The following is an 18,559-nucleotide window of genomic DNA, read 5'->3' on the forward strand; positions in this document are numbered from 1 at the left end:
GGATAAACCGCATGATAAAGCCCCTCGCCTCCCTGTCAACCGGATTTCGACATCTGGTTAACCAGATCACCGGACAGCCCCGGTTTCCAGCCACCGGTGACAGTCACCGGATACTGCCCGACCTTTGCGTCTCCTGCCTGGCGCCCCAGTCCTCGAACGGACTGTGTGAGGGTTGCCGCAAGGACCTGCCGGCCAACACCACCGCCTGCTTCCGGTGCGGCCTGCCCCTGGTGCTTGCGGCGCCGGGGCCCGGCCTGGTCTGTGGCGAATGCCTCAAGCGTCCGCCGGCCTTCGGGCGGGCCTTCATTCCCTGGCGCTACCAGTTCCCGGTGGACCGGATGATTGGCCGCTATAAGTACCGTGGCCAGCGGCAGTTCGCCCGCCCCCTGCTGGCGAACTATGTGACGCAAGTAAAGGATATGCTGGCAGAAGAACCCGACCGGCGACCGCAGCTACTGGTCGCAGCGCCCATGCACCGCAGGCGCCAGCGCAAACGTGGCTTCAACCAGGCGGCGGAAATCGCCGAGGCCATCAGCCTCGGCACCGGGATCCCCTGGACGGACGACCTGTTGCAACGGGTCCGGGCCACGGTCGCCCAGTCGGGGCTGGACCGGCGACAACGACTGTCGAACCTCAGGGGGGTGTTCGAGGTCAACGGGACGGTGCCCGGGCACGTGGCGGTGGTGGACGATGTGGTCACCACCGGCGCCACCGCCCGCACCCTGGCTTCCCTGTTGCACCGTCACGGTGCCAGGACGGTGGAGATCTGGGCCCTGGCCCGGACACCGGCACACGACCGGTCAGGCCAGTCGTTCCCGCACATGGCGGGCGATGGCGAGGCTGGCGGTCAGGCCCGGTGATTCGATACCGAACAGGTGAACCACTCCCGGAACACCATGAAGGCGTTCGTCATCAATGCGGAAATCCACGAAACCGCTGTCCGGGCCTGCCAGCTTGGGCCTGACGCCGGCATAGGCGGGCTGTAGCCGGGCCGGATCCAGAGCTGGCCACCAGCGCCTGACCGACGCCGCGAAGGCCTGGCGGCGCTCTGGATCGACCGTGTAGTCTGGCGCCGGCACCCACTCCACATCCGGTCCGAACCGGGCCTGACCGGCCAGGTCCAGGGTCAGGTGGACGCCCAGGCCGCCGGGTTCCGGCACCGGGTAGATCAGGGTGTTGAACGGGTGTCGCCCGCTGTAGGAAAAGTAGGCACCGCGAGCATAGTACGCTTCCGGGCAGGCCGCCGTATCAAGGCCGGACCAGGATCGGGCGACCTCGACCGCCTCCAGGCCGGCGGCGTTCACCACCCGCCGGCACCGCACCTCGCAGGGCGAGGCCCCGCCAACCGTCAGCCGGTGCATGGCATAATCGCTGTGGGCAGCCTCCACGGGGGCATGACACACCAGTTGGCCCCCGGCGGCTTCCAGTTCACCGAGCAGCGATACCATCAGGTCATGACTGCTGACAATGCCGGTGCGGGGCGAGAACAGCCCGGCGGTGGCCTTCACCCCTGGCAACGCCCGTTCCAGAGACGCCCCTTCCGCCACCTGCAACTCAACCCCGTTGTCCGTCGCGGCCCGGTGCACCTGCTCCAGCCGCTCGTGCTGGCCCTGGTCGCTGGCAATGATCCATTTTCCGGTCTGTCGGTGGCCCACCGGAAAATGCCGGCAATAGTCGTAGAGCAACTCCCTGCCCTGCAGGCACAGGCGCGCCTTGAGGGAACCCTTCGGATAGTAGAGTCCGGCATGGATGACTTCGCTGTTCCTGGACGAGATACCCTCGCCAAAGTGGCCGGCCCGTTCCAGCACGATCACCTGTTGGCCCGCCTGTGCCAGCTCACGGGCCACGGCCAGGCCCACCACGCCAGCGCCGATCACCACCGTATCGATTTCCAGGGTTTCCAAGTCATTCCTCCGGGCTAATGATCTGTGAGCAGCGGAACCGGTATACTGTCTCACTTATCCTATCAAAGTATCGGGAGCACCATGTCCTCGGACAACCAAGCGGCCAGCACCAGCAGCCATCCCTACGACAGCCTGAAACCGGATATCATACTGGATGCGGTGGAAGACGAGGGTTTTCCCGTGAGTGGCCGGCTGTTTGCCCTCAACAGCTACGAGAACCGGGTATACCAGGTGGGGCTGGACGACCGGCCGCCGGTGATCGTCAAGTTCTACCGACCGGGGCGCTGGACCGAGGCCCAGATCCGCGAGGAACATGCCTTCACCCTGCAACTGGAGGACGCGGACGTACCCGTGGTGGCCCCCATGAGACTGCCCTCCGGCGACACCCTGGGTCGCGGCGGCGACTTCCTGTTTGCGGTCTTCCCCCAACGGGGCGGGCAGGCCCCCGACACCAGCACACCGGATACCCTCTACCGCCTGGGCCAGTGGCTGGGTCAGCTTCACAACATTGGTGCCAGCCAGCCCTTCCAGCACCGGCCGGCGATGTCGATCCTGCCCGCCATCACTGATTTCAGTGCCTATCTGACGGACAATGGCTGGGTTCCGGATGACCTGCGCCCGGCCTGGGATAGCCTGATCCCGGACCTGATCGACGCCTGTGCCCGGCTGGTGGATGAAGCCGGCGAACTCACCAGTATCCGCCTCCACGGCGACTGCCACGCCGGCAATATCCTGGTGCGGGAAGAGCAACTGCTGTTTGTGGATCTGGACGACTGTCGCAGCGGGCCGGCCATACAGGACCTGTGGCTGCTGCTGAACGGGGACGGCCATGAACGCAGCCTCCAGTTCGGCGAACTGCTGGAAGGCTATGAGATGTTCCGGGACTTCAACCGCCGGGAACGCTACCTGGTCGAACCCCTGCGCTGCTACCGGCAACTGTCCCACTGTGCCTGGCTGGCCCAGCGCTGGGACGACCCGGCCTTCCCCCGCTTCTTCCCCTGGTTTGCCCAGCCCCGGTTCTGGTCCGACCAGGTTCTGTCGCTGCGGGAACAGCTCGCGGCCCTGCAGGGGCCAGTGCTGACCATTCCCGGCCAGTATTAACCCCGCCTGACACACATTCGCATTCGGAGACACCATGAGCCAACGCGAGGCCCGTTTTACCATCCGCAGCCTGATTGCCACCGCCGTGGTCAGCATCATCGCCACGGTCGCGGTGCTGGAAATGAGTGGCAGGATCAGCCACAGCGACAACAAGGACCATGTGCCGGTGGGCGAGTTTGAAGCCATCCATATCACGCCGGACCAGCCCTTCCGCATGTCCTCCAGGTCGTCGGAACTGCACGCCGTCTGCCAGGATGGTTACCTGGCCATTGCCGCCGACGCGGACCCCGGATACCAGGGCATCCTGGTGGACTACAAGAACCGGGGCGTACGCTGCCATCCGACCGCCATACAGGCCCGGGAGTAACGGAGGCGCCATGACAGACCGCAACAGGACGGCCAAACCGGCCCAGGCGCTGGACACCCTGTACGCCGCCGACCAGCCCCGGCAGGACTTCCGTTTCGATGCTTCGGTGGCCCGGGTGTTTCCGGACATGATCCGGCGCTCCGTGCCCGGCTATACCACCATCATCCCGATGATCGAGGTGATCACCGAGCAGTACGTCCAGCCCGGCTCCCACTGCTATGACCTGGGCTGCTCCCTGGGGGCCTCGACCCTGGCCATGCGCCATGGCATGCCGGCATCCGGCTGCACCCTGGTGGGCGTCGACAACTCCGACGCCATGATCGAGCGCTGCGAACACTACATCGCCCTGGACGACCATCCCCAACCCGTGGTGTTACGTTGCGAGGATATCCTGGACACGCCCCTCACGGATGCCTCGGTGACCACTCTGAACTTCACCCTGCAGTTCGTGGATCCCGACCGGCGCCTGGAACTGCTGACCCGCATTGCCGAGGCCACGCGGCCGGGGGGCGTACTGATCCTGTCGGAAAAGGTCCGTTTCGAGGACGACGCCGAGCAGGACACCCAGACCCGGCTGCACCATGAGTTCAAGCGGGCCAATGGCTACTCCGACCTGGAGATCAGCCAGAAGCGTTCCGCCCTGGAACAGGTGCTGATCCCCGAAACCCTGGCGGAACACCAGGCCAGGCTGGAACAGGCCGGCTTCCGGAACATCATGGTCTGGTACCAATGCTTTAATTTTGTATCCATGCTGGCCTTCAAGCCGGCCTGATTGAGGAGTGAATAACACCATGGTGGAGTTCAACTGGCAGACCACCTGGTCAGACATGCTACTGCGCCTGGAGAAGGAAGGCTGGCAGGACTGGGCGGATGCCATCCGCACCCAGCTATACCGTCGCTTTGTGGAGAACCCCCACGGCGACCTGCCACGCTGGCAGGATGCCCTTGATCACCTGCCCGACCGGCAGGACGCGATGGTCTACGGTGACCGTAGCGAGGTAACGGTGGATAGCCTGGTTCCCCTGTCATCGCCGGAAGCGGAGAAAATGGAGAAAGGGCTGCGGGGACTGATGCCCTGGCGCAAGGGGCCGTTTCGTTTCTTCGGCGCCCACATCGACACCGAGTGGCGCTCCGACTGGAAATGGGACCGGGTGGCGCCCGCCCTGTCGGACCTGTCAGGTCGCCGCGTCCTGGATGTGGGCTGCGGTTCCGGCTACCACCTGTGGCGCATGTTCGGGGCCGGCGCGGCGGAGGTGATCGGCATTGATCCGGGGCTGCTGTTCCTGTGCCAGTTCCTGGCGGTCAAGCGATACCAGCCCACGGCCCCGGTGGACCTGCTGCCCCTGCGCATTGAGGACCTTCCCCGCCCCCTGGAATACTTCGACACCACCTTCTCCATGGGGGTGCTCTACCATCGGCGCTCCCCCATCGACCACCTGCTGGAGCTGAAGGACACCCTGAGACCAGGGGGAGAACTGGTGCTGGAAACCCTGGTGGTGGAGGGCCCGGAAGGCTATACCCTGATGCCGGAGGACCGTTACGGACGCATGCGCAACGTCTGGTTCCTGCCCTCCTGCCCCACCCTGCTGCGGTGGATGGCCAGGGCCGGCCTGGAAGGAGCCGAGGTGGTGGATGTCACGGTCACCACCACGATGGAGCAACGGTCCACGGACTGGATGCGGTTCCAGTCCCTGGAGCACTTCCTGGATCCCAATGACCCCACCCTGACCATCGAGGGCTACCCCGGCCCACGGCGGGCCACGGTGATCGCCCGCAAGCCCGGCTAGCCTGACCATTCCCCACAACGACAAAGCCCCCGGAACGGTGACCACTCCAGGGGCTTTGTTATCATGCTTCCCAGCTCGGGGTCAGGCCCCGAACGGATGACGCATGGTAATGGTCTCCACCCGGTCCGGGCCGGTGGAGATGATGTCGATGGGCGCCTCGATCTGCTCCTCCAGGAAGCGGATGTAGGCCCGGGCGTTGGCCGGAAGCTGATCCATGCTGGTCAGCCCCACGGTGCTCTCGCTCCAGCCCGGCAGCTCCTCGTACACCGGCTCGATCAGGCCGTATTCCTCGCAATTGATCGGCGGGCGGCTCATCTCGCCATCCGGCGTTTTGTAGCCCACGCACACCTTGACGGAATCCATACCATCCAGCACATCCAGCTTGGTCAGGCAGATGCCGGACACGCTGTTGATCTGGATGGCATGGCGCAGGGCTACGGCGTCAAACCAGCCACAGCGACGGGAGCGGCCGGTGGTGGTTCCAATCTCATTGCCCTTGACCGCCAGGTGCTGGCCCAGGTCGTTGAACAGCTCGGTGGGGAACGGCCCGGAACCCACCCGGGTGGTGTAGGCCTTCGTAATACCCAGCACATAGTCCAGAAACAGGGGGCCGAAACCGGAGCCGGTGGCGGTACCGCCCGCGGTGGTATTGGAGGAGGTGACGTAGGGGTAGGTTCCCAGGTCGATGTCCAGCAGGGAGCCCTGGGCCCCCTCGAACAGGATGTTCTCACCGCGCTTGCGGTAGTCGTGCAGCAGGTCGGTGACATCGGCGGCCATGGGCAGGATCTCGTCACCCATTTCCTTCAGGGTGGCCAGGGCCTGATCCACGTCCTCGGGCTCTTCCCCGAAGTACCCGGTGAGCACGAAGTTATGGTAGTGCATGATCTCCCGCAGTTTTTCCTCGAAGACCTTCGGGTTGTGAAGGTCGCCCAGGCGCAGGCCACGGCGGGACACCTTGTCCTCGTAGGCGGGACCAATGCCACGACCGGTGGTACCGATCTTGTCATTGCCCCGGGCCCGTTCACGGGCCTGGTCGATGCGGATATGGGTCGGCAGAATGAGCGGACAGGCATAGCTGATGCGCAGCCGGTCACGGACCGCAACGCCGCTGTCCTCAAGCTGGCGCACCTCCTTGAGCAGGGCATCCGGGGACAGCACCACGCCATTGCCGATCAGGCACTGGACATGTTTGCGCAGGATGCCGGAGGGGATCAGGTGCAGTGCCGTTTTCTTGCCCTCGATCACCAGGGTGTGACCCGCGTTATGGCCTCCCTGGAAACGCACCACGGCCGCCACCTGGTCGGTGAGCAGGTCGACGATCTTTCCTTTGCCTTCATCACCCCATTGGGTGCCCAGCACTACGACGTTCTTTCCCATGACAATCTCTCATACCGTCCGGCCAGGGACCGGTCACTGTCAGAATGAATGCGGGTGCATCCGCACGCGGGCCAGTGCCCGGTGTCAGTCTGCGCCCAGTTGTTCCACCACCCACTGCCCGTCGCGCTGCACCAGTACCCGGTCACAGCCCCGTTCCGCCGGATCGGTGCCGGCATCCTCGGGCAGTGCGCGCACCACGGTTTCCGTCATCCGCAGTCCGGCAATGGTGGCGTCCAGCGCGGGATCGGCGTCCGCCGGGGCCCAGATCGCCGAACGGGAGCGACCGGCACGGCGCCCCAGCGTCACCAGCGCCCTGACATCCAGGCTGAAGCCGGTGGCAGGCCGAGCACGGCCAAAATCCTGGCCGATGGCGTCGTAACGGCCACCCTTGCCCACGGCATCGCCGTGGCCGGGCACATAGACCGCAAACACCAGGCCGGTGTGATAGTTGTAGCCGCGTAACTCGCAGAAATCGAAACCCAGGCTCAGGTCAGGATGGGTTTCCATCAGATGGTCCGCCACCCGCTGCAACTGGTCCAGTGCCTGTAATACGTTGTCCGGCGCACCGGCCAGGGCCTCACGGGCACGCCCCAGGGAATCGCGACCGCCACTGACCCGGGCCAGCACTCTCAGCAGGGCGCCAGGGGAATCCGGCGGGCAGTCACCCAGCAGTTGATCCAGCTCCGGCACCGACTTGCGGGCCATGGCGTCGAAAATGGCCGCCTCGGTCTCGTCGCTGAATGCCGCCGCCTCAATCAGTGACTGGTAAATGGCCACATGGGCCAGGTCCAGGTGCACCTCGCCGATGCCTGCCACCCTCAGGCTTTCCAGCATCAGGCGGATCACTTCCAGGTCCGCCTCCTCCGAGGCACTGCCGAACAGCTCGCAGCCGGCCTGGATGGGCGTACGCCCGGTCAGCATATGCTGGGGGCGGGCGTGGAGCACATGCCCGGCATAACAGAGCCGGGTGATACCTTCCTGATGGAGGGTATGGGCATCGATGCGGGCAGCCTGGGGCGTCATGTCGGCCCGGACCCCCATCATGCGACCGGTGAGCTGGTCGGTGAGCTTGAAAGTCTGCAGGGCCAGGTCATGGCCGGTGCCGGTAAACAGGGACTCCAGGTATTCGATCAGCGGCGGGATCACCAGTTGATACCCCCAACGCTGGCAGGCATCCATGATGTCCCGGCGCAGGGATTCGATCTGGCCGGCCAGGGGCGGCAGGATGTCCTCGACGCCGTCGGGGAGCAGCCAGCGGTCAGAAACCGTCATATCCTGTTTACCTTCTGCTGAATTCAGTATCGGCTGGAAAATCCGGGCGGAGCCAAACTTTACCCAAAACCCGGCGGATTCTACACCTTTGACGGTCGCAAAAAAACCGGGCCGCTCCGCCAGCTGACGGAGGGGCCCGGTTTTCGGGTCAAACCACCCCGGGTATTACTCGGTCGCCGGGCTGGCGTCGTTGAAATACCGCAGGAACTCGTTGTTGCTGTCGATCACCATGATGTCGTCCTTGCCGGAGAAGGTCTTCTGGTAGGCCTCCAGGCTGCGGTACAACTGGTAGAACTCCGGGTCGGTGCCATAGGCGCTGGCGTAGATGCGCGCCGCTTCACCGTCCCCCTCACCCCGGGTTTCCTCGGCGGTGGCGAAGGCTTCCGCCAGGATGACCGTACGCTGACGATCGGCGTCGGCACGGATACCCTCGGCGAGCTCACGCCCCCGGGAACGGAATTCCTGGGCCAGCTTCTCACGCTCGGTGGCCATGCGACGGTAAACGTTCTGGCTGACCGACTCAGGCAGTTCGATGGCCTTCACCCGGATGTCCAGCACTTCGATACCGAAGGCTTCCATGACCCGCTCGTTTACCCGGGCCCGCAGGGTTTCCATCAGTTCATCGCGCTGGCCGGAAACTACTTCGTGCATGGTACGGACACCGAACTCGTCCCGCAGGCCATTGTCGATACGGGACAGCAACAGTGACTGGGCACGCAGCTCGTCGCCACCGGTGGACCGGTAGTACTCGTCCACGTCACGGATGCGCCAGGCCACGTAGGAATCCACATCCAGCGGCTTCTTCTCGATGGTCAGGTACTGCTTGGCGGGCAGGTCCGTGGTGAGCACCCGGATATCGAACTCCCGCACCTGGTCCACCACCGGGACCTTGAAGTGCAGCCCCGCCGGCACATCGGTCTCGATCAGCTCACCGAAGCGCAGCACCACACCCCGGTGGGTTTCCGGAATGATGAACACACTGGACAGGACCAGCAGGATAACGACCAGGGCCCCTGCAAGGCCCGCTATGCTTTTAGGCCCCATGATTATCGACTCCTCCGGCTGTTACTCAGTTCCTGACGGTTGCGCAGTTCGTCAATGACGCGGTCGGTCAGCGCCTGGATGCTCTGCTCATCCTGTCGCTGGCTGCTGTCCTGGGTATCCGAGCCGCCCGGCGTGCTGTTGCTGGCGCCACGGCCACTGAACATGCGATCCAGGGGCAGGTACATCATGTTGCCGGTACTGGCCGTGTCCACCAGCACCTTGGTGGTGTTGGAATAGACGTTCTCCAGGGCCTGCAGGTACATGCGCTCACGGGTGACCACCGGCGCATCCTGATAGACCGACAGCAGTTCGGTGAAGCGGGCGGTTTCACCACGGGCCCGCTCAATGACTTCGTCACGGTAGGCATTGGCCTCCTCGATCAGACGCTGGGCGCGACCACGGGCCTCCGGAACCACCCGGTTACGGTAGGTTTCCGCCTCTTCCTTGAAACGCTGCTCGTCTTCCCGGGCCCGCTGGACCTCGCGGAAGGCGTCCTGCACCGCAGGCGGCGGCTGGGTGCTTTCCACGTTGACCTGGACAATTTCCAGACCGGTGCCGTAATCGACCAGGAAACGCTGCAGCCGCTGCTCCACGTTAATGGCCAGTTCCGCACGGCCCTCGGTCAACACGTCGTCCAGACCGGAGCTACCCACCTCGTGACGCAGGGCGCTGTCGGTGGCAAAGGCCAGGGCCTGGTTGGAATCCCGCACATTCAGCACGTAGGCCTTGGCATCGGACACCCGGTACTGCACCTGGAGGTCCACAGTGACGATGTTCTCGTCCTGGGTCAGCATCTGACCCTGGGATTCGGCGTTCCGTACGTTGGTAACGCGAACCTTGGTGGCCGATTCGATCAGCGGCATCTTGAAACGCAGGCCGGGATTCTCGGTGCGATGGTATTCACCGAAGCGGAGGACCACGGCCCGTTCCTGCTCGTCAACCGTGTAGAAGGACTGGAAGATCACATAGCCCACCACGATGATGGCACCCAGGGCGAACACGGCCCCCAGGCCGGCACCACCTCCCTTGCCGCCGGAGCCACCGGAACCGCCCGAGCGATTGCCGCCCTTGCCCCCGAGCATGCGGTTGAGCTTGTCCAGTCCCTTCTTCAGGGCCTCATCCAGGTCCGGGGGCCCCTGATCATTGCCGCCACGACCGCCTCCGGTACCCCAGGGGTCATTGTCGTTGCGATTTCCACCCGGTTCATTCCAGGCCATAGTTCTCTCCGTCTATGCGTTTAAAGCTTTGGGAATGGCTGCAAATACTAGGGATTTATACGTGCCCCGGCAATAGCCTTGGCCGGCGGGAGGGTGAAAACCCGCACCATGGCTCAAGGAGCCTCTACCCTGACCCGCTCTTCAGTCAGGCCGGCCCGGCTCAGCAACTGGAACCAGTCGCGGCTCTGCAGGCGAACCTCCAGCACCACGTCGCCATTGTCCCGGTACGCCTCATGGATCACCGAACCGGCTTCATGCAGCAGCGCCCGCAACTTGCCGTCGGCGGGGCCCAGCACCACGGACTGGTGCAGCAGGTCTTCCGCCAGGCGTTCGACAATGGCATCGTACAGCAACTCGAGGCCGTCGCCGGAATGAGCCGACACCCAGACCCGTACCGGGTCGCCATCCTCGTTACGTTCCACCCGGGGCCGGAAATCCTCCAGCAGGTCAATCTTGTTGAACACCTGCAATACGGGCACGTCGTCCGCACCGATCTCATGGAGTACGGAATCCACCTGCTCCATGTTCTCGTCGCGACGGTCATCATGGCAGTCCACCACATGCAGCAGCAGGGAGGCCTGGGTGGTTTCCTCCAGGGTCGCCCGGAAGGCCTCCACCAGCTTGTGCGGCAGGTGCCGGATGAATCCCACCGTGTCCGCAAGAACGACAGGGCCAATGTCAGGAAGTTCCAGCCGCCTCAGGGTGGGGTCCAGGGTGGCAAACAACTGGTCCGCCGCATAGACCCCCGATTCGGTAATCCGGTTGAACATCGTGGACTTGCCAGCGTTGGTGTAGCCCACCAGGGACACCGTGGGAATATCGGCACGCTTGCGTGCCCGGCGGCCCTGGTCACGCTGACGGCGGACCTTCTCGAGGCGCTTGTGGATGGCCTTGATCCGCTCCCGCAGGAGACGGCGGTCCGTTTCCAGCTGGGTTTCACCCGGCCCCCGCAGGCCGATACCGCCTTTCTGGCGCTCCAGGTGAGTCCAGCCCCGTACCAGGCGGGTGGCCATGTGCTCAAGCTGGGCCAGTTCCACCTGCAGCTTGCCCTCATGGGTACGGGCGCGCTGGGCAAAGATATCGAGGATCACCCCGGTGCGGTCGAGAACGCGGCATTTCAGTTCCCGTTCAATATTCCGCTCCTGGCTCGGGCTGAGGGCATGGTTGAACAGCACCACATCGGCCTCACTGGCTGTCGCCAGGTCCCGGATTTCATCCAGCTTGCCCTCTCCCACGAACAGTCGGGGACTGGGCTGGTTGCGGGAGCCGGTAATTTCCGCCACGGCTTCCACACCGGCGGATGTCACCAGCTCGCGGAATTCCCCCAGGTCTTCCGCATCACTGCCGTGGGAGCTGAACTCTATGTGAACGAGCACCGCCCGTTCACCCACATCGGGACGTTCAAACAATCAGTCTTTCTCCAGTCATTGCAATGCAAAAACCCGCACAGTCCGAACCAGTCCCCTGGCCAGCCTGTGCGGGTTTGCCAATACCCTTCGGGGTATCACTCTTCGGATTCGATTTCTCCAGCCGGGTTCTGCTGGGGAACGCGAACGTTCCGGGCCGGCACAACGGTTGAGATGGCATGCTTGTATACCATCTGGCTGACGGTATTCTTCAGCAGGATCACGAACTGGTCAAACGACTCTACCTGGCCCTGCAGCTTGATACCGTTCACCAGGAAGATGGAAACCGGGATACGCTCCTTGCGCAGTGCGTTGAGGTAAGGGTCTTGTAGTGAGTGCCCTTTTGACATGTTATTTCTCCTGTTTTTTCGGATAATGCAGATCGTCTTTGTTTAGTAGCCGCCAATTGCACCAGCATTAATCAATACCAGCCCAGCGACCAATCGAGACCGGATCCCTCCAGCGGAGTTCCCGGTGAACCTCCGGAACAGCCTTGCCTGGATCCTCAGCGCCCCGAATTCAATGTGGAGTGAGATTCAAGTTTTTTCAAGGCAATGGCGGTATTTTGCCCGGCACCTGTCTCGAGCCAGGTCACATTTCGCCATTTTCGCAGCCAGGTGAGCTGCCTCTTGGCCAACTGGCGGGTGGCGGCAATGCCCCTGTCGACCATACCGGCATAGTCCCCTTCACCGGCCAGCCAGGACCAGGCCTGCCGATAGCCTACGCAACGCATGGAAGGCAGGTCGGGAGACAGATCGCCCCGGGCCATCAGGCCCCTCACTTCATCTACAAAGCCCTGTTCCAGCATGGCCAGGAAACGGACACGTATGCGCTCATGGAGCTGGTGACGCTGCGCTGGCGACATTGCGAACTGGACCACAGTATACGGTAGCTGATGGTCGGCGTCTGCCTGCCATTTCGTCGTATACGGGTAATCCTCAATATTTTCCGCGTCCTGCCAGAAGGAAGAGATCGGGCGGCCGCTGATCTCGAACACTTCCAGGGCCCGCAGCAGGCGCTGGCGATTGTTGGCATGGATCAGCCCGGCGGCCACCGGGTCCACCGTCCCCAGGCGCCGGTGCATCTCGTCCCCGCCCAGCTCTGCGGCCTCGGCTTCCAGACGGCGGCGCACGGCCGGATCCGCCGGGGGCAGATCCCCCATCCCCTGGAGTAGCGCCTTGTAGTACATCATGGTTCCGCCCACCAGCAGCGGAATCCGACCAGCAGCCGTGATCTCCGCCATTTCCCGCAGGGCATCACGGCGGAAATCCGCCGCCGAATAGGCTTCCGAGGGATCACAGATATCGATCAGCCGGTGGGGCGCCCGGACCAGTTCCTCCGCCGAGGGCTTGGCGGTGCCGATATCCATGCCCCGGTAGATCATCGCCGAGTCCACGCTGATGATATCGCAGGGCAGGTGCCCGCAAAGCTCGATGGCCAGGTCGGTCTTGCCTGAGGCCGTTGGCCCCATGACGAAGATCGCCAGGGGCGGACGCCCCTCTGCCCCGTTCATCAGCGCCCCCGCAGGAACAGCTTGTCCAGTTCCGGCAGGGTCACCAGGGTCCAGGTGGGACGACCATGGTTGCACTGGCCGCTGCGTTCGGTGGCTTCCATATCCCGTAACAGGGCGTTCATTTCCGGGATGGTCAACTGGCGGTTGGCACGGACGGAACCGTGACAGGCCATGGTGCCGAGCAGTTCGTGGGTCTGGGCCTCGACCCGGTCGCTGCTGCCATTGGCGATCAGGTCCGCCAGTACGTCCCGCAGCAACTGCTCGGCGTCGGCGCCCCGCAGCAAGGCCGGCAACTGCCGCACCGCCAGGGTTTCCGGCCCGATCCGCTCCACCACCAGTCCCAGGGTGGCCAGCTCCTCGGCGTGGTCCTCCGCCAGTCCGGCCTCCTTCTGGCTTACCGCCACCGATACCGGTACCAGCAACGGCTGGCTGGTCAGGTCCTGGGCATCCAGGGCCCGCTTCATGCGTTCGTAGGTGATGCGTTCGTGGGCGGCATGCATGTCCACAATGATCATGCCCTGGCGGCTCTGGGCCAGGATGTAGATACCATGGAGCTGGGCGATGGCGTACCCCAGGGGCGGTTCACCATTCTCACCCTCCACCGCCACGGATGCCCCCATGGCCGGCGTGGGCCGGGTCTCGGGGTAGGCACGCGGTTCCGCCGTCGCCACGGACGCTTGCGGTTGGGCGGGGCCGCCCCCTTCACTGAGGGAACGGTAGAAGGCCATCTGATCTTGGGCCGCCCAGGGTGACTGCTGACCGTGGCCACTGCCCTGGTAACCGCTACTACCACCGACGGGAGCCCCGCCACCGGCCATGCCTCCCTCCGGCTGGGGACCGGACATGGCCGCCGGCTCGGGCATGGGCGTACCACCATCCCGCCCCAGGGACTGGGCCACCGCCCCCCGGAAATGATCATCCGGACGCACGTCCGCCAGTGCCCGGTGCAGGGTGCGGAAGATGAAGTCGTGTACCAGCCGGCCATCCCGGAAGCGCACCTCATGCTTGGTGGGGTGGACATTGACGTCCACATTGGCCGGATCCAGCTCCAGGTAGAGCACGAACGCCGGATGCCGGTTGTTGTAGAGCACGTCCCGATAGGCCTGGCGCACCGCGTGGGCCACCAGACGGTCGCGGATCACCCGGCCGTTGACGAAGAAATACTGCAGGTCCGCCTGGCTGCGGGAGAAGGTGGGTAGCGCGACCCAGCCCCGCAGGCGAAGGCCGGTGGCCTCGGTATCGATAACCACCGCATTGTCGATGAACTTCTGGCCACAGAGGGAGCCGATGCGGCGCTCATGGTCCAGCTCCGTTTCCGCCGGTCGCAGGCTGTGCACCACCTTCTGGTTGTGGCGCAGGGTGAAGCCGGTATCAAAACGGCCCAGGGCCTGACGGCGAAGCACTTCCTCCACGTGGCCGAATTCGGTCTTTTCGGTTCGCAGGAACTTGCGCCGGGCCGGAGTATTGAAGAACAGGTCACGCACTTCCACGGTGGTGCCCACCGGATGGGCGGCGGGTGACACTCGGGCGTCCATGTCCCGGCCTTCCACTTCCACCCGGCTGGCGGCCTCCTGCTCCTGGGTACGGGAAGTCAGGGTCAGGCGGGAGACCGAGCTGATACTGGCCAGGGCCTCGCCCCGGAAACCCAGTGATCCCACCGCCTCCAGGTCGTCCAGGGTAGCGATCTTGCTGGTGGCGTGACGGCTCAGGGCCAGAGGCAGTTCCGCTTCAGGAATGCCCACCCCGTCATCCCGCACCCGGATCAGGCGCGCGCCCCCCTGCTCCACCTCGACATCCACACGCCGGGCGCCGGCATCCAGGGCGTTCTCCACCAGTTCCTTGAGGACCGAGGCTGGCCGTTCAACCACCTCCCCGGCGGCAATCTGGTTCGCCAGTCGGGGGGACAGCAGCTTGATGGAAGGCATGGAGGTATCTGTCTCCAGAGGTCAGTGAATGATTGCCCCGGATGATAACAGATTCGATATGGTGAAAGCTGCCGGCCATTAGTGTCCCGCGCCAATGACCGGCGCGGTCTTCAGGAACTGGGGATCTGCAGGGTCTGGCCGACCATGACCACATCGTCCGTGAGTCCGTTCACCCGTTTCAGGGCTTCCACGGTGACCTGGTTGCGGCGGGCCACGGCGGACAGAGTATCACCACGCTGGACCCGGTATTCGGTCACCGCACCACCACCGTCCTGACGCTTCTGCCAGGCCAGGAGCGTGCCGGGAGGCGGCACGTTGTTGAAGTAGGCATCGATACCCTCGAACACCGCCTGGGCGATCTTCTCCTGATGTGCGGAGCTGGTCAGGTTCCGCTCCTCCCGGGGATTGGAGATAAAACCGGCCTCCACCAGGATCGAGGGAATGTCCGGCGATTTCAGCACCACGAACGCCGCCTGCTCAACGCCGGGCTTGTGCAGCCGGGTAACCCCACCAAGCTCCTCCAGGATATAGCCGCCCACGCCCACGCTGGCATTGATGCTGGCGGTCATGGACAGGTCCAGCAGCACACCGGCCAGGACATCGTCCTTGTCGCCGAGGGTAACACCGCCCTCACCGCCTATCAGGTCGGACCGGTTCTCGCTACGGGCCAGCCAACGCGCGGTTTCACTGGTGGCACCACGCTGGGAGAGGGCGAACACCGAGGCGCCATTGGGCTGCGGGCTGCGGAAGGCATCGGCGTGCACCGATACGAACAGGTCCGCCTTGTGCTTGCGGGCCAACAGGATACGGCGCCGCAGGTCAATGTAATAGTCGCCGGTGCGGGTGAGGCGCGCGTCGTACCCCGGCTGGCTGTCAATCAGCGCCTCCAGCCGGCGGGCCATGGCCAGCACCACGTCCTTCTCACGGGTGCCGGAGGGGCCGATGGCGCCCGGGTCCTCGCCCCCATGCCCGGCATCGATCACCACGATGATGTCCCGCTTGCTGTCGGTCTGGTCGCGGACAATCGGCTTGGTCAGGCTGTCCAGGGACTCCCGGTCCTCCTGAATAAGGTCCACCACCAGGCGGTGACCATACTGCTGGTTGGGTTCCAGCAGGAAACTGCGGGGCTTGATGTCCTTTTCCAGATCCAGCACCACCCTCAGGTCATTGCCGTTCCTGGGAGCACTGCGAATCCGCCGGACCGGGCTGTCGCTGAGATCCAGCTGATCCAGGTCCGCGTTCAGGCTGGTGTCTTCCATGTCGATCACCAGCCGCGACGGATTCTCCAGCGAGAAGATCGTGTGCCTGACCTGTGAACGGGTATCGAACACCAGCCGCGTGTGGTCCGGCGCCGGCCAGATCCGGGCGCCCTCCACCTCGGTGGCACCGACGGCTACCGGGCTCAATAGCAGGGCAGCCACCACCAGCAGCCCCAGAAGCTCCCTTACTGGTCCTGTTGTTATCATTTTCGGGCCCTCAATCCTGCTCCATTCACTCTTCTTCCGGTCGCGACTCATCACCAGTCGCGATACGCTCCATTTCCTGCAATCGATCCAGCAATGCCTGACCGGTGTCGGTGCGGGACACCATCCGCAGGGACCGCCCCTCGCCCTCCGGCGTCAGGGTCAGGTCCAGGTCCGGCTCCGGCAGTATGCCGGCGCCCCGCTCCGGCCACTCCACCAGGCAAACATTGCCGGGCGTCAGATAATCGCGAATCCCCATGAACTCCAGCTCTTCCGGGTCGCCCAGCCGGTAGAGGTCAAAATGCCAGGTGGCCGGCTCAAGCTGTTCATAGGGCTCCACCAGCGTATAGGTCGGACTCTTCACCGCCCCCTGGTGCCCCAGCCCCTGGATAAACCCCCGGCTGAAGGTGGTCTTGCCGGCGCCCAGGGTGCCATGGAGAAATATAACAATGCCCTGCCCTGATGACACCCATTTCACCGCATTTGCGAGATTTTTACCGTTTTTGACAGTCGCTGCCTCATCCGCCAGCCACATTTCCCGCTCAGACATGGTTGGCTCCCTTTCGCCCCGACTCCGCCGCCATCAGCACGGTCGCCATCGCCTCCAGCACATCCTGAGGCAGCAGGGCGCGATACCCCCGTTGCCGCGAGGCCACATTGGCGGCCGCCAGATGGAGGGCGGCGGCATTCACCACCGCATCGGACAGATCCGTGTCGCCACGCCTGACCGCCTGGGCCATGAAACCGCCGGCGATACCGGACAGAATGTCACCCATCCCCCCAGTCGCCATGCCAGGGTTGGCACCGCCAATCACCACGGGCAGACGATCCGGCGCCGCCACCAGCGTGCCAGCCCCCTTGAGCAATGCGATGCCCCCAAAGTTCTGCCGGAGCCTCTTCACCGCCGCCAGACGGTCCGACTCAACATCCGCAACCGAACCGGCCAGCAACCTCGCCGCCTCCCCCGGATGCGGCGTGATCACCTGATAATCGCTGCTGACCGCCACCCGGGTGGACAACAGGTTGAGCGCATCCGCATCCAGCAGTCGCGGCTTGCCGGACGCCAGCACCTGCTGCAGCATCTGCTGCCCCCAGGCCGCCTGGCCGATGCCCGGACCACAGACCACCACATCGGCCTTCTCCAGCAGCGGCGCCAGGTCATTGCCATGGACCACGCCCCGCACCATCAGCGACGGACACCGGGCCAGGGCCGGCGAAACATGCTCCGGCCGAGTGGCCAGACTCACCAGCCCGGCCCCACTGCGGGCCGCCGCCTCCGCCGCCAGTAGTCCGGCGCCCCCAAAGCCCCGGTCACCGGCAATCACCAGCACGTGACCGAAATCCCCCTTGTGGGCCGCCATGGATGGCATCGGCAGCAGGCCCTTGCGGGACTCCCAGGTGGCCAGCTTGGCAACCGGCACGGCCTGGCAGCCCTCGATGTCCTGCTCCGCCCCCAGGGCGTCGTAGGCCACCTCACCGGCGAAATGGGGCCCCTTCCCAGTAAGCAGGCCAATCTTGCGGCCAATAAACGTGGCGGTCACATCCGCCCGGACCGCATTACCTTCGACAGTTCCCAGACTGGCATCCAGCCCCGACGGCACATCCACCGCCAGCACCGGACTGGCACCCTGATTGATCCAGGTAATCACCTCGTCCACCGGTGCCCTGGGCCGCCCCCGGGCCCCGGTCCCCAGCATGGCATCCACCACCACGGTGTCGCCCCCGAAGAGTGCCACCTTTGCCTGCTCATCCAGATCGGACCATGGCGTCATGGACACCCCGGCTTCACCGGCATCCTGCCAGGCCCGGCGGGCATCACCGGACAGCTTCTGCGGATCGGCAACGGTAATACAGGTCACCTCAAGACCATGGCGCAGGGCATTCAACGCCACCAGGTAGCCGTCGCCACCATTGTTCCCGGCCCCGCAAAGCACCACAATACGGGCTGCGGACGGCCAGTGACGCAACACCTGCCGAAAGGCGGCGCGAGCGGCCTTCTGCATCAGTCCATAGCCTTCCACACCGCGCTCATCGATCAGGAAACGGTCCAGGGCCCGCACCCCGTCCGCAGTGAAGAGGGATTCTGTTAAGCTGTTTGCTGTCAGCATAGGAGGCGAACCAGTACCCGTTCAAGAATTCAGTTTAACTGTTAAAGCCAGATACCTGTTAAGCATAGCAAAATT

The 18,559-nt window shown here is 64.4% G+C and carries 17 protein-coding genes; 5 read left to right on the forward strand and 12 right to left on the reverse strand.

The window, feature by feature from the left end:
* The first annotated feature begins 11 nt into the window (after window positions 1-11).
* On the forward strand, window positions 12-860 hold the full coding sequence (locus RO069_RS05180) for a ComF family protein (RefSeq protein WP_328185708.1): 849 nt from the start codon (window positions 12-14) through the stop codon (window positions 858-860).
* Here the strand turns inward: RO069_RS05180 and RO069_RS05185 are convergent.
* The gene (locus RO069_RS05185; RefSeq protein ID WP_328185710.1) at window positions 801-1,904 is read right to left on the reverse strand and encodes an NAD(P)/FAD-dependent oxidoreductase; all 1,104 of its coding nucleotides are present in this window, start codon (window positions 1,902-1,904) and stop codon (window positions 801-803) included. The genes RO069_RS05180 and RO069_RS05185 overlap by 60 nt on opposite strands.
* A gap of 81 nt (window positions 1,905-1,985) precedes the next feature.
* Here RO069_RS05185 and RO069_RS05190 point away from each other — a divergent pair, with 81 nt between their 5' ends.
* The 4 genes from RO069_RS05190 to cmoB are packed head-to-tail and all read left to right on the forward strand — an operon-like array spanning window position 1,986 to window position 5,159.
* Window positions 1,986-3,005, forward strand: coding sequence for a serine/threonine protein kinase (locus RO069_RS05190; RefSeq protein WP_328185711.1), 1,020 nt, complete (start codon window positions 1,986-1,988; stop codon window positions 3,003-3,005).
* A gap of 34 nt (window positions 3,006-3,039) precedes the next feature.
* Window positions 3,040-3,372: a kinase gene (locus RO069_RS05195; protein WP_328185713.1), complete on the forward strand. Its 333-nt coding sequence runs from the start codon at window positions 3,040-3,042 to the stop codon at window positions 3,370-3,372.
* Between the two features lie 10 nt (window positions 3,373-3,382).
* On the forward strand, window positions 3,383-4,144 hold the full coding sequence (cmoA, locus tag RO069_RS05200; protein WP_328185715.1) for a carboxy-S-adenosyl-L-methionine synthase CmoA: 762 nt from the start codon (window positions 3,383-3,385) through the stop codon (window positions 4,142-4,144).
* Window positions 4,145-4,163: 19 nt separating this feature from the next.
* Window positions 4,164-5,159, forward strand: a complete 996-nt coding sequence (gene cmoB / locus RO069_RS05205; RefSeq protein ID WP_442915338.1) for a tRNA 5-methoxyuridine(34)/uridine 5-oxyacetic acid(34) synthase CmoB — start codon at window positions 4,164-4,166, stop codon at window positions 5,157-5,159.
* A gap of 81 nt (window positions 5,160-5,240) precedes the next feature.
* Here the strand turns inward: cmoB and RO069_RS05210 are convergent, their stop codons facing one another.
* The 11 genes from RO069_RS05210 to RO069_RS05260 all read right to left on the reverse strand — a co-directional run bounded on the left by RO069_RS05210 (window position 5,241) and on the right by RO069_RS05260 (window position 18,484).
* Entirely contained in the window at window positions 5,241-6,536 is a 1,296-nt protein-coding gene (locus RO069_RS05210) for an adenylosuccinate synthase (RefSeq protein ID WP_328185717.1), read from the reverse strand.
* Window positions 6,537-6,620: 84 nt separating this feature from the next.
* Entirely contained in the window at window positions 6,621-7,808 is a 1,188-nt protein-coding gene (locus tag RO069_RS05215; RefSeq protein WP_328185718.1) for an ATP phosphoribosyltransferase regulatory subunit, read from the reverse strand.
* 165 nt (window positions 7,809-7,973) lie between these two features.
* Window positions 7,974-8,852, reverse strand: a complete 879-nt coding sequence (gene hflC, locus RO069_RS05220) for a protease modulator HflC (protein ID WP_328185720.1) — start codon at window positions 8,850-8,852, stop codon at window positions 7,974-7,976.
* Window positions 8,853-8,854: 2 nt separating this feature from the next.
* Complete coding sequence (hflK, locus tag RO069_RS05225; protein WP_328185722.1) at window positions 8,855-10,069, reverse strand: FtsH protease activity modulator HflK; 1,215 nt, start codon at window positions 10,067-10,069, stop codon at window positions 8,855-8,857.
* A 113-nt stretch (window positions 10,070-10,182) separates the two neighbouring features.
* A complete protein-coding gene (gene hflX / locus RO069_RS05230) occupies window positions 10,183-11,478 on the reverse strand; it encodes a ribosome rescue GTPase HflX (RefSeq protein WP_328185724.1) in 1,296 nt (431 codons plus the stop codon).
* Window positions 11,479-11,573: 95 nt separating this feature from the next.
* Window positions 11,574-11,825: an RNA chaperone Hfq gene (gene hfq / locus RO069_RS05235; RefSeq protein WP_328185725.1), complete on the reverse strand. Its 252-nt coding sequence runs from the start codon at window positions 11,823-11,825 to the stop codon at window positions 11,574-11,576.
* Window positions 11,826-11,980: 155 nt separating this feature from the next.
* Window positions 11,981-12,988 carry a tRNA (adenosine(37)-N6)-dimethylallyltransferase MiaA gene (gene miaA / locus RO069_RS05240; RefSeq protein WP_328185727.1) on the reverse strand — a complete coding sequence of 336 codons (1,008 nt, stop codon included), beginning with the start codon at window positions 12,986-12,988 and terminating at the stop codon, window positions 11,981-11,983.
* Window positions 12,988-14,913: a DNA mismatch repair endonuclease MutL gene (mutL, locus tag RO069_RS05245; protein WP_328185728.1), complete on the reverse strand. Its 1,926-nt coding sequence runs from the start codon at window positions 14,911-14,913 to the stop codon at window positions 12,988-12,990. The genes miaA and mutL overlap by 1 nt, the downstream gene beginning before the upstream one ends.
* Window positions 14,914-15,023: 110 nt before the next feature.
* The gene (locus RO069_RS05250) at window positions 15,024-16,379 is read right to left on the reverse strand and encodes an N-acetylmuramoyl-L-alanine amidase (RefSeq protein WP_328185729.1); all 1,356 of its coding nucleotides are present in this window, start codon (window positions 16,377-16,379) and stop codon (window positions 15,024-15,026) included.
* 25 nt (window positions 16,380-16,404) lie between these two features.
* Window positions 16,405-16,926 (reverse strand): tRNA (adenosine(37)-N6)-threonylcarbamoyltransferase complex ATPase subunit type 1 TsaE, encoded by a 522-nt coding sequence (tsaE, locus tag RO069_RS05255; RefSeq protein ID WP_328185730.1) that lies wholly within the window; start codon window positions 16,924-16,926, stop codon window positions 16,405-16,407.
* On the reverse strand, window positions 16,919-18,484 hold the full coding sequence (locus tag RO069_RS05260; RefSeq protein ID WP_328185731.1) for an NAD(P)H-hydrate dehydratase: 1,566 nt from the start codon (window positions 18,482-18,484) through the stop codon (window positions 16,919-16,921). Before RO069_RS05260 ends, tsaE begins: the two co-directional genes overlap by 8 nt.
* Between the last annotated feature and the right edge of the window lie 75 nt (window positions 18,485-18,559).

The sequence above is a fragment of the Marinobacter sp. OP 3.4 genome (assembly GCF_036224885.1).
Classification (GTDB): Bacteria; Pseudomonadota; Gammaproteobacteria; order Pseudomonadales; family Oleiphilaceae; genus Marinobacter.

Bases quoted from the DNA above. Each gene is read 5' to 3' on its own strand.
- hfq (WP_328185725.1), bottom strand. From the start codon at position 11,825: ATGTCAAAAGGGCACTCACTACAAGACCCTTACCTCAACGCACTGCGC.
- RO069_RS05190 (WP_328185711.1), top strand. From the start codon at position 1,986: ATGTCCTCGGACAACCAAGCGGCCAGCACCAGCAGCCATCCCTACGAC.
- RO069_RS05180 (WP_328185708.1), top strand. From the start codon at position 12: ATGATAAAGCCCCTCGCCTCCCTGTCAACCGGATTTCGACATCTGGTT.
- RO069_RS05250 (WP_328185729.1), bottom strand. From the start codon at position 16,379: ATGATAACAACAGGACCAGTAAGGGAGCTTCTGGGGCTGCTGGTGGTG.
- hflK (WP_328185722.1), bottom strand. From the start codon at position 10,069: ATGGCCTGGAATGAACCGGGTGGAAATCGCAACGACAATGACCCCTGG.
- RO069_RS05215 (WP_328185718.1), bottom strand. From the start codon at position 7,808: ATGACGGTTTCTGACCGCTGGCTGCTCCCCGACGGCGTCGAGGACATC.
- RO069_RS05195 (WP_328185713.1), top strand. From the start codon at position 3,040: ATGAGCCAACGCGAGGCCCGTTTTACCATCCGCAGCCTGATTGCCACC.
- mutL (WP_328185728.1), bottom strand. From the start codon at position 14,913: ATGCCTTCCATCAAGCTGCTGTCCCCCCGACTGGCGAACCAGATTGCC.
- RO069_RS05260 (WP_328185731.1), bottom strand. From the start codon at position 18,484: ATGCTGACAGCAAACAGCTTAACAGAATCCCTCTTCACTGCGGACGGG.
- tsaE (WP_328185730.1), bottom strand. From the start codon at position 16,926: ATGTCTGAGCGGGAAATGTGGCTGGCGGATGAGGCAGCGACTGTCAAA.
- cmoA (WP_328185715.1), top strand. From the start codon at position 3,383: ATGACAGACCGCAACAGGACGGCCAAACCGGCCCAGGCGCTGGACACC.
- miaA (WP_328185727.1), bottom strand. From the start codon at position 12,988: ATGAACGGGGCAGAGGGGCGTCCGCCCCTGGCGATCTTCGTCATGGGG.
- cmoB (WP_442915338.1), top strand. From the start codon at position 4,164: ATGGTGGAGTTCAACTGGCAGACCACCTGGTCAGACATGCTACTGCGC.
- RO069_RS05210 (WP_328185717.1), bottom strand. From the start codon at position 6,536: ATGGGAAAGAACGTCGTAGTGCTGGGCACCCAATGGGGTGATGAAGGC.
- hflC (WP_328185720.1), bottom strand. From the start codon at position 8,852: ATGGGGCCTAAAAGCATAGCGGGCCTTGCAGGGGCCCTGGTCGTTATC.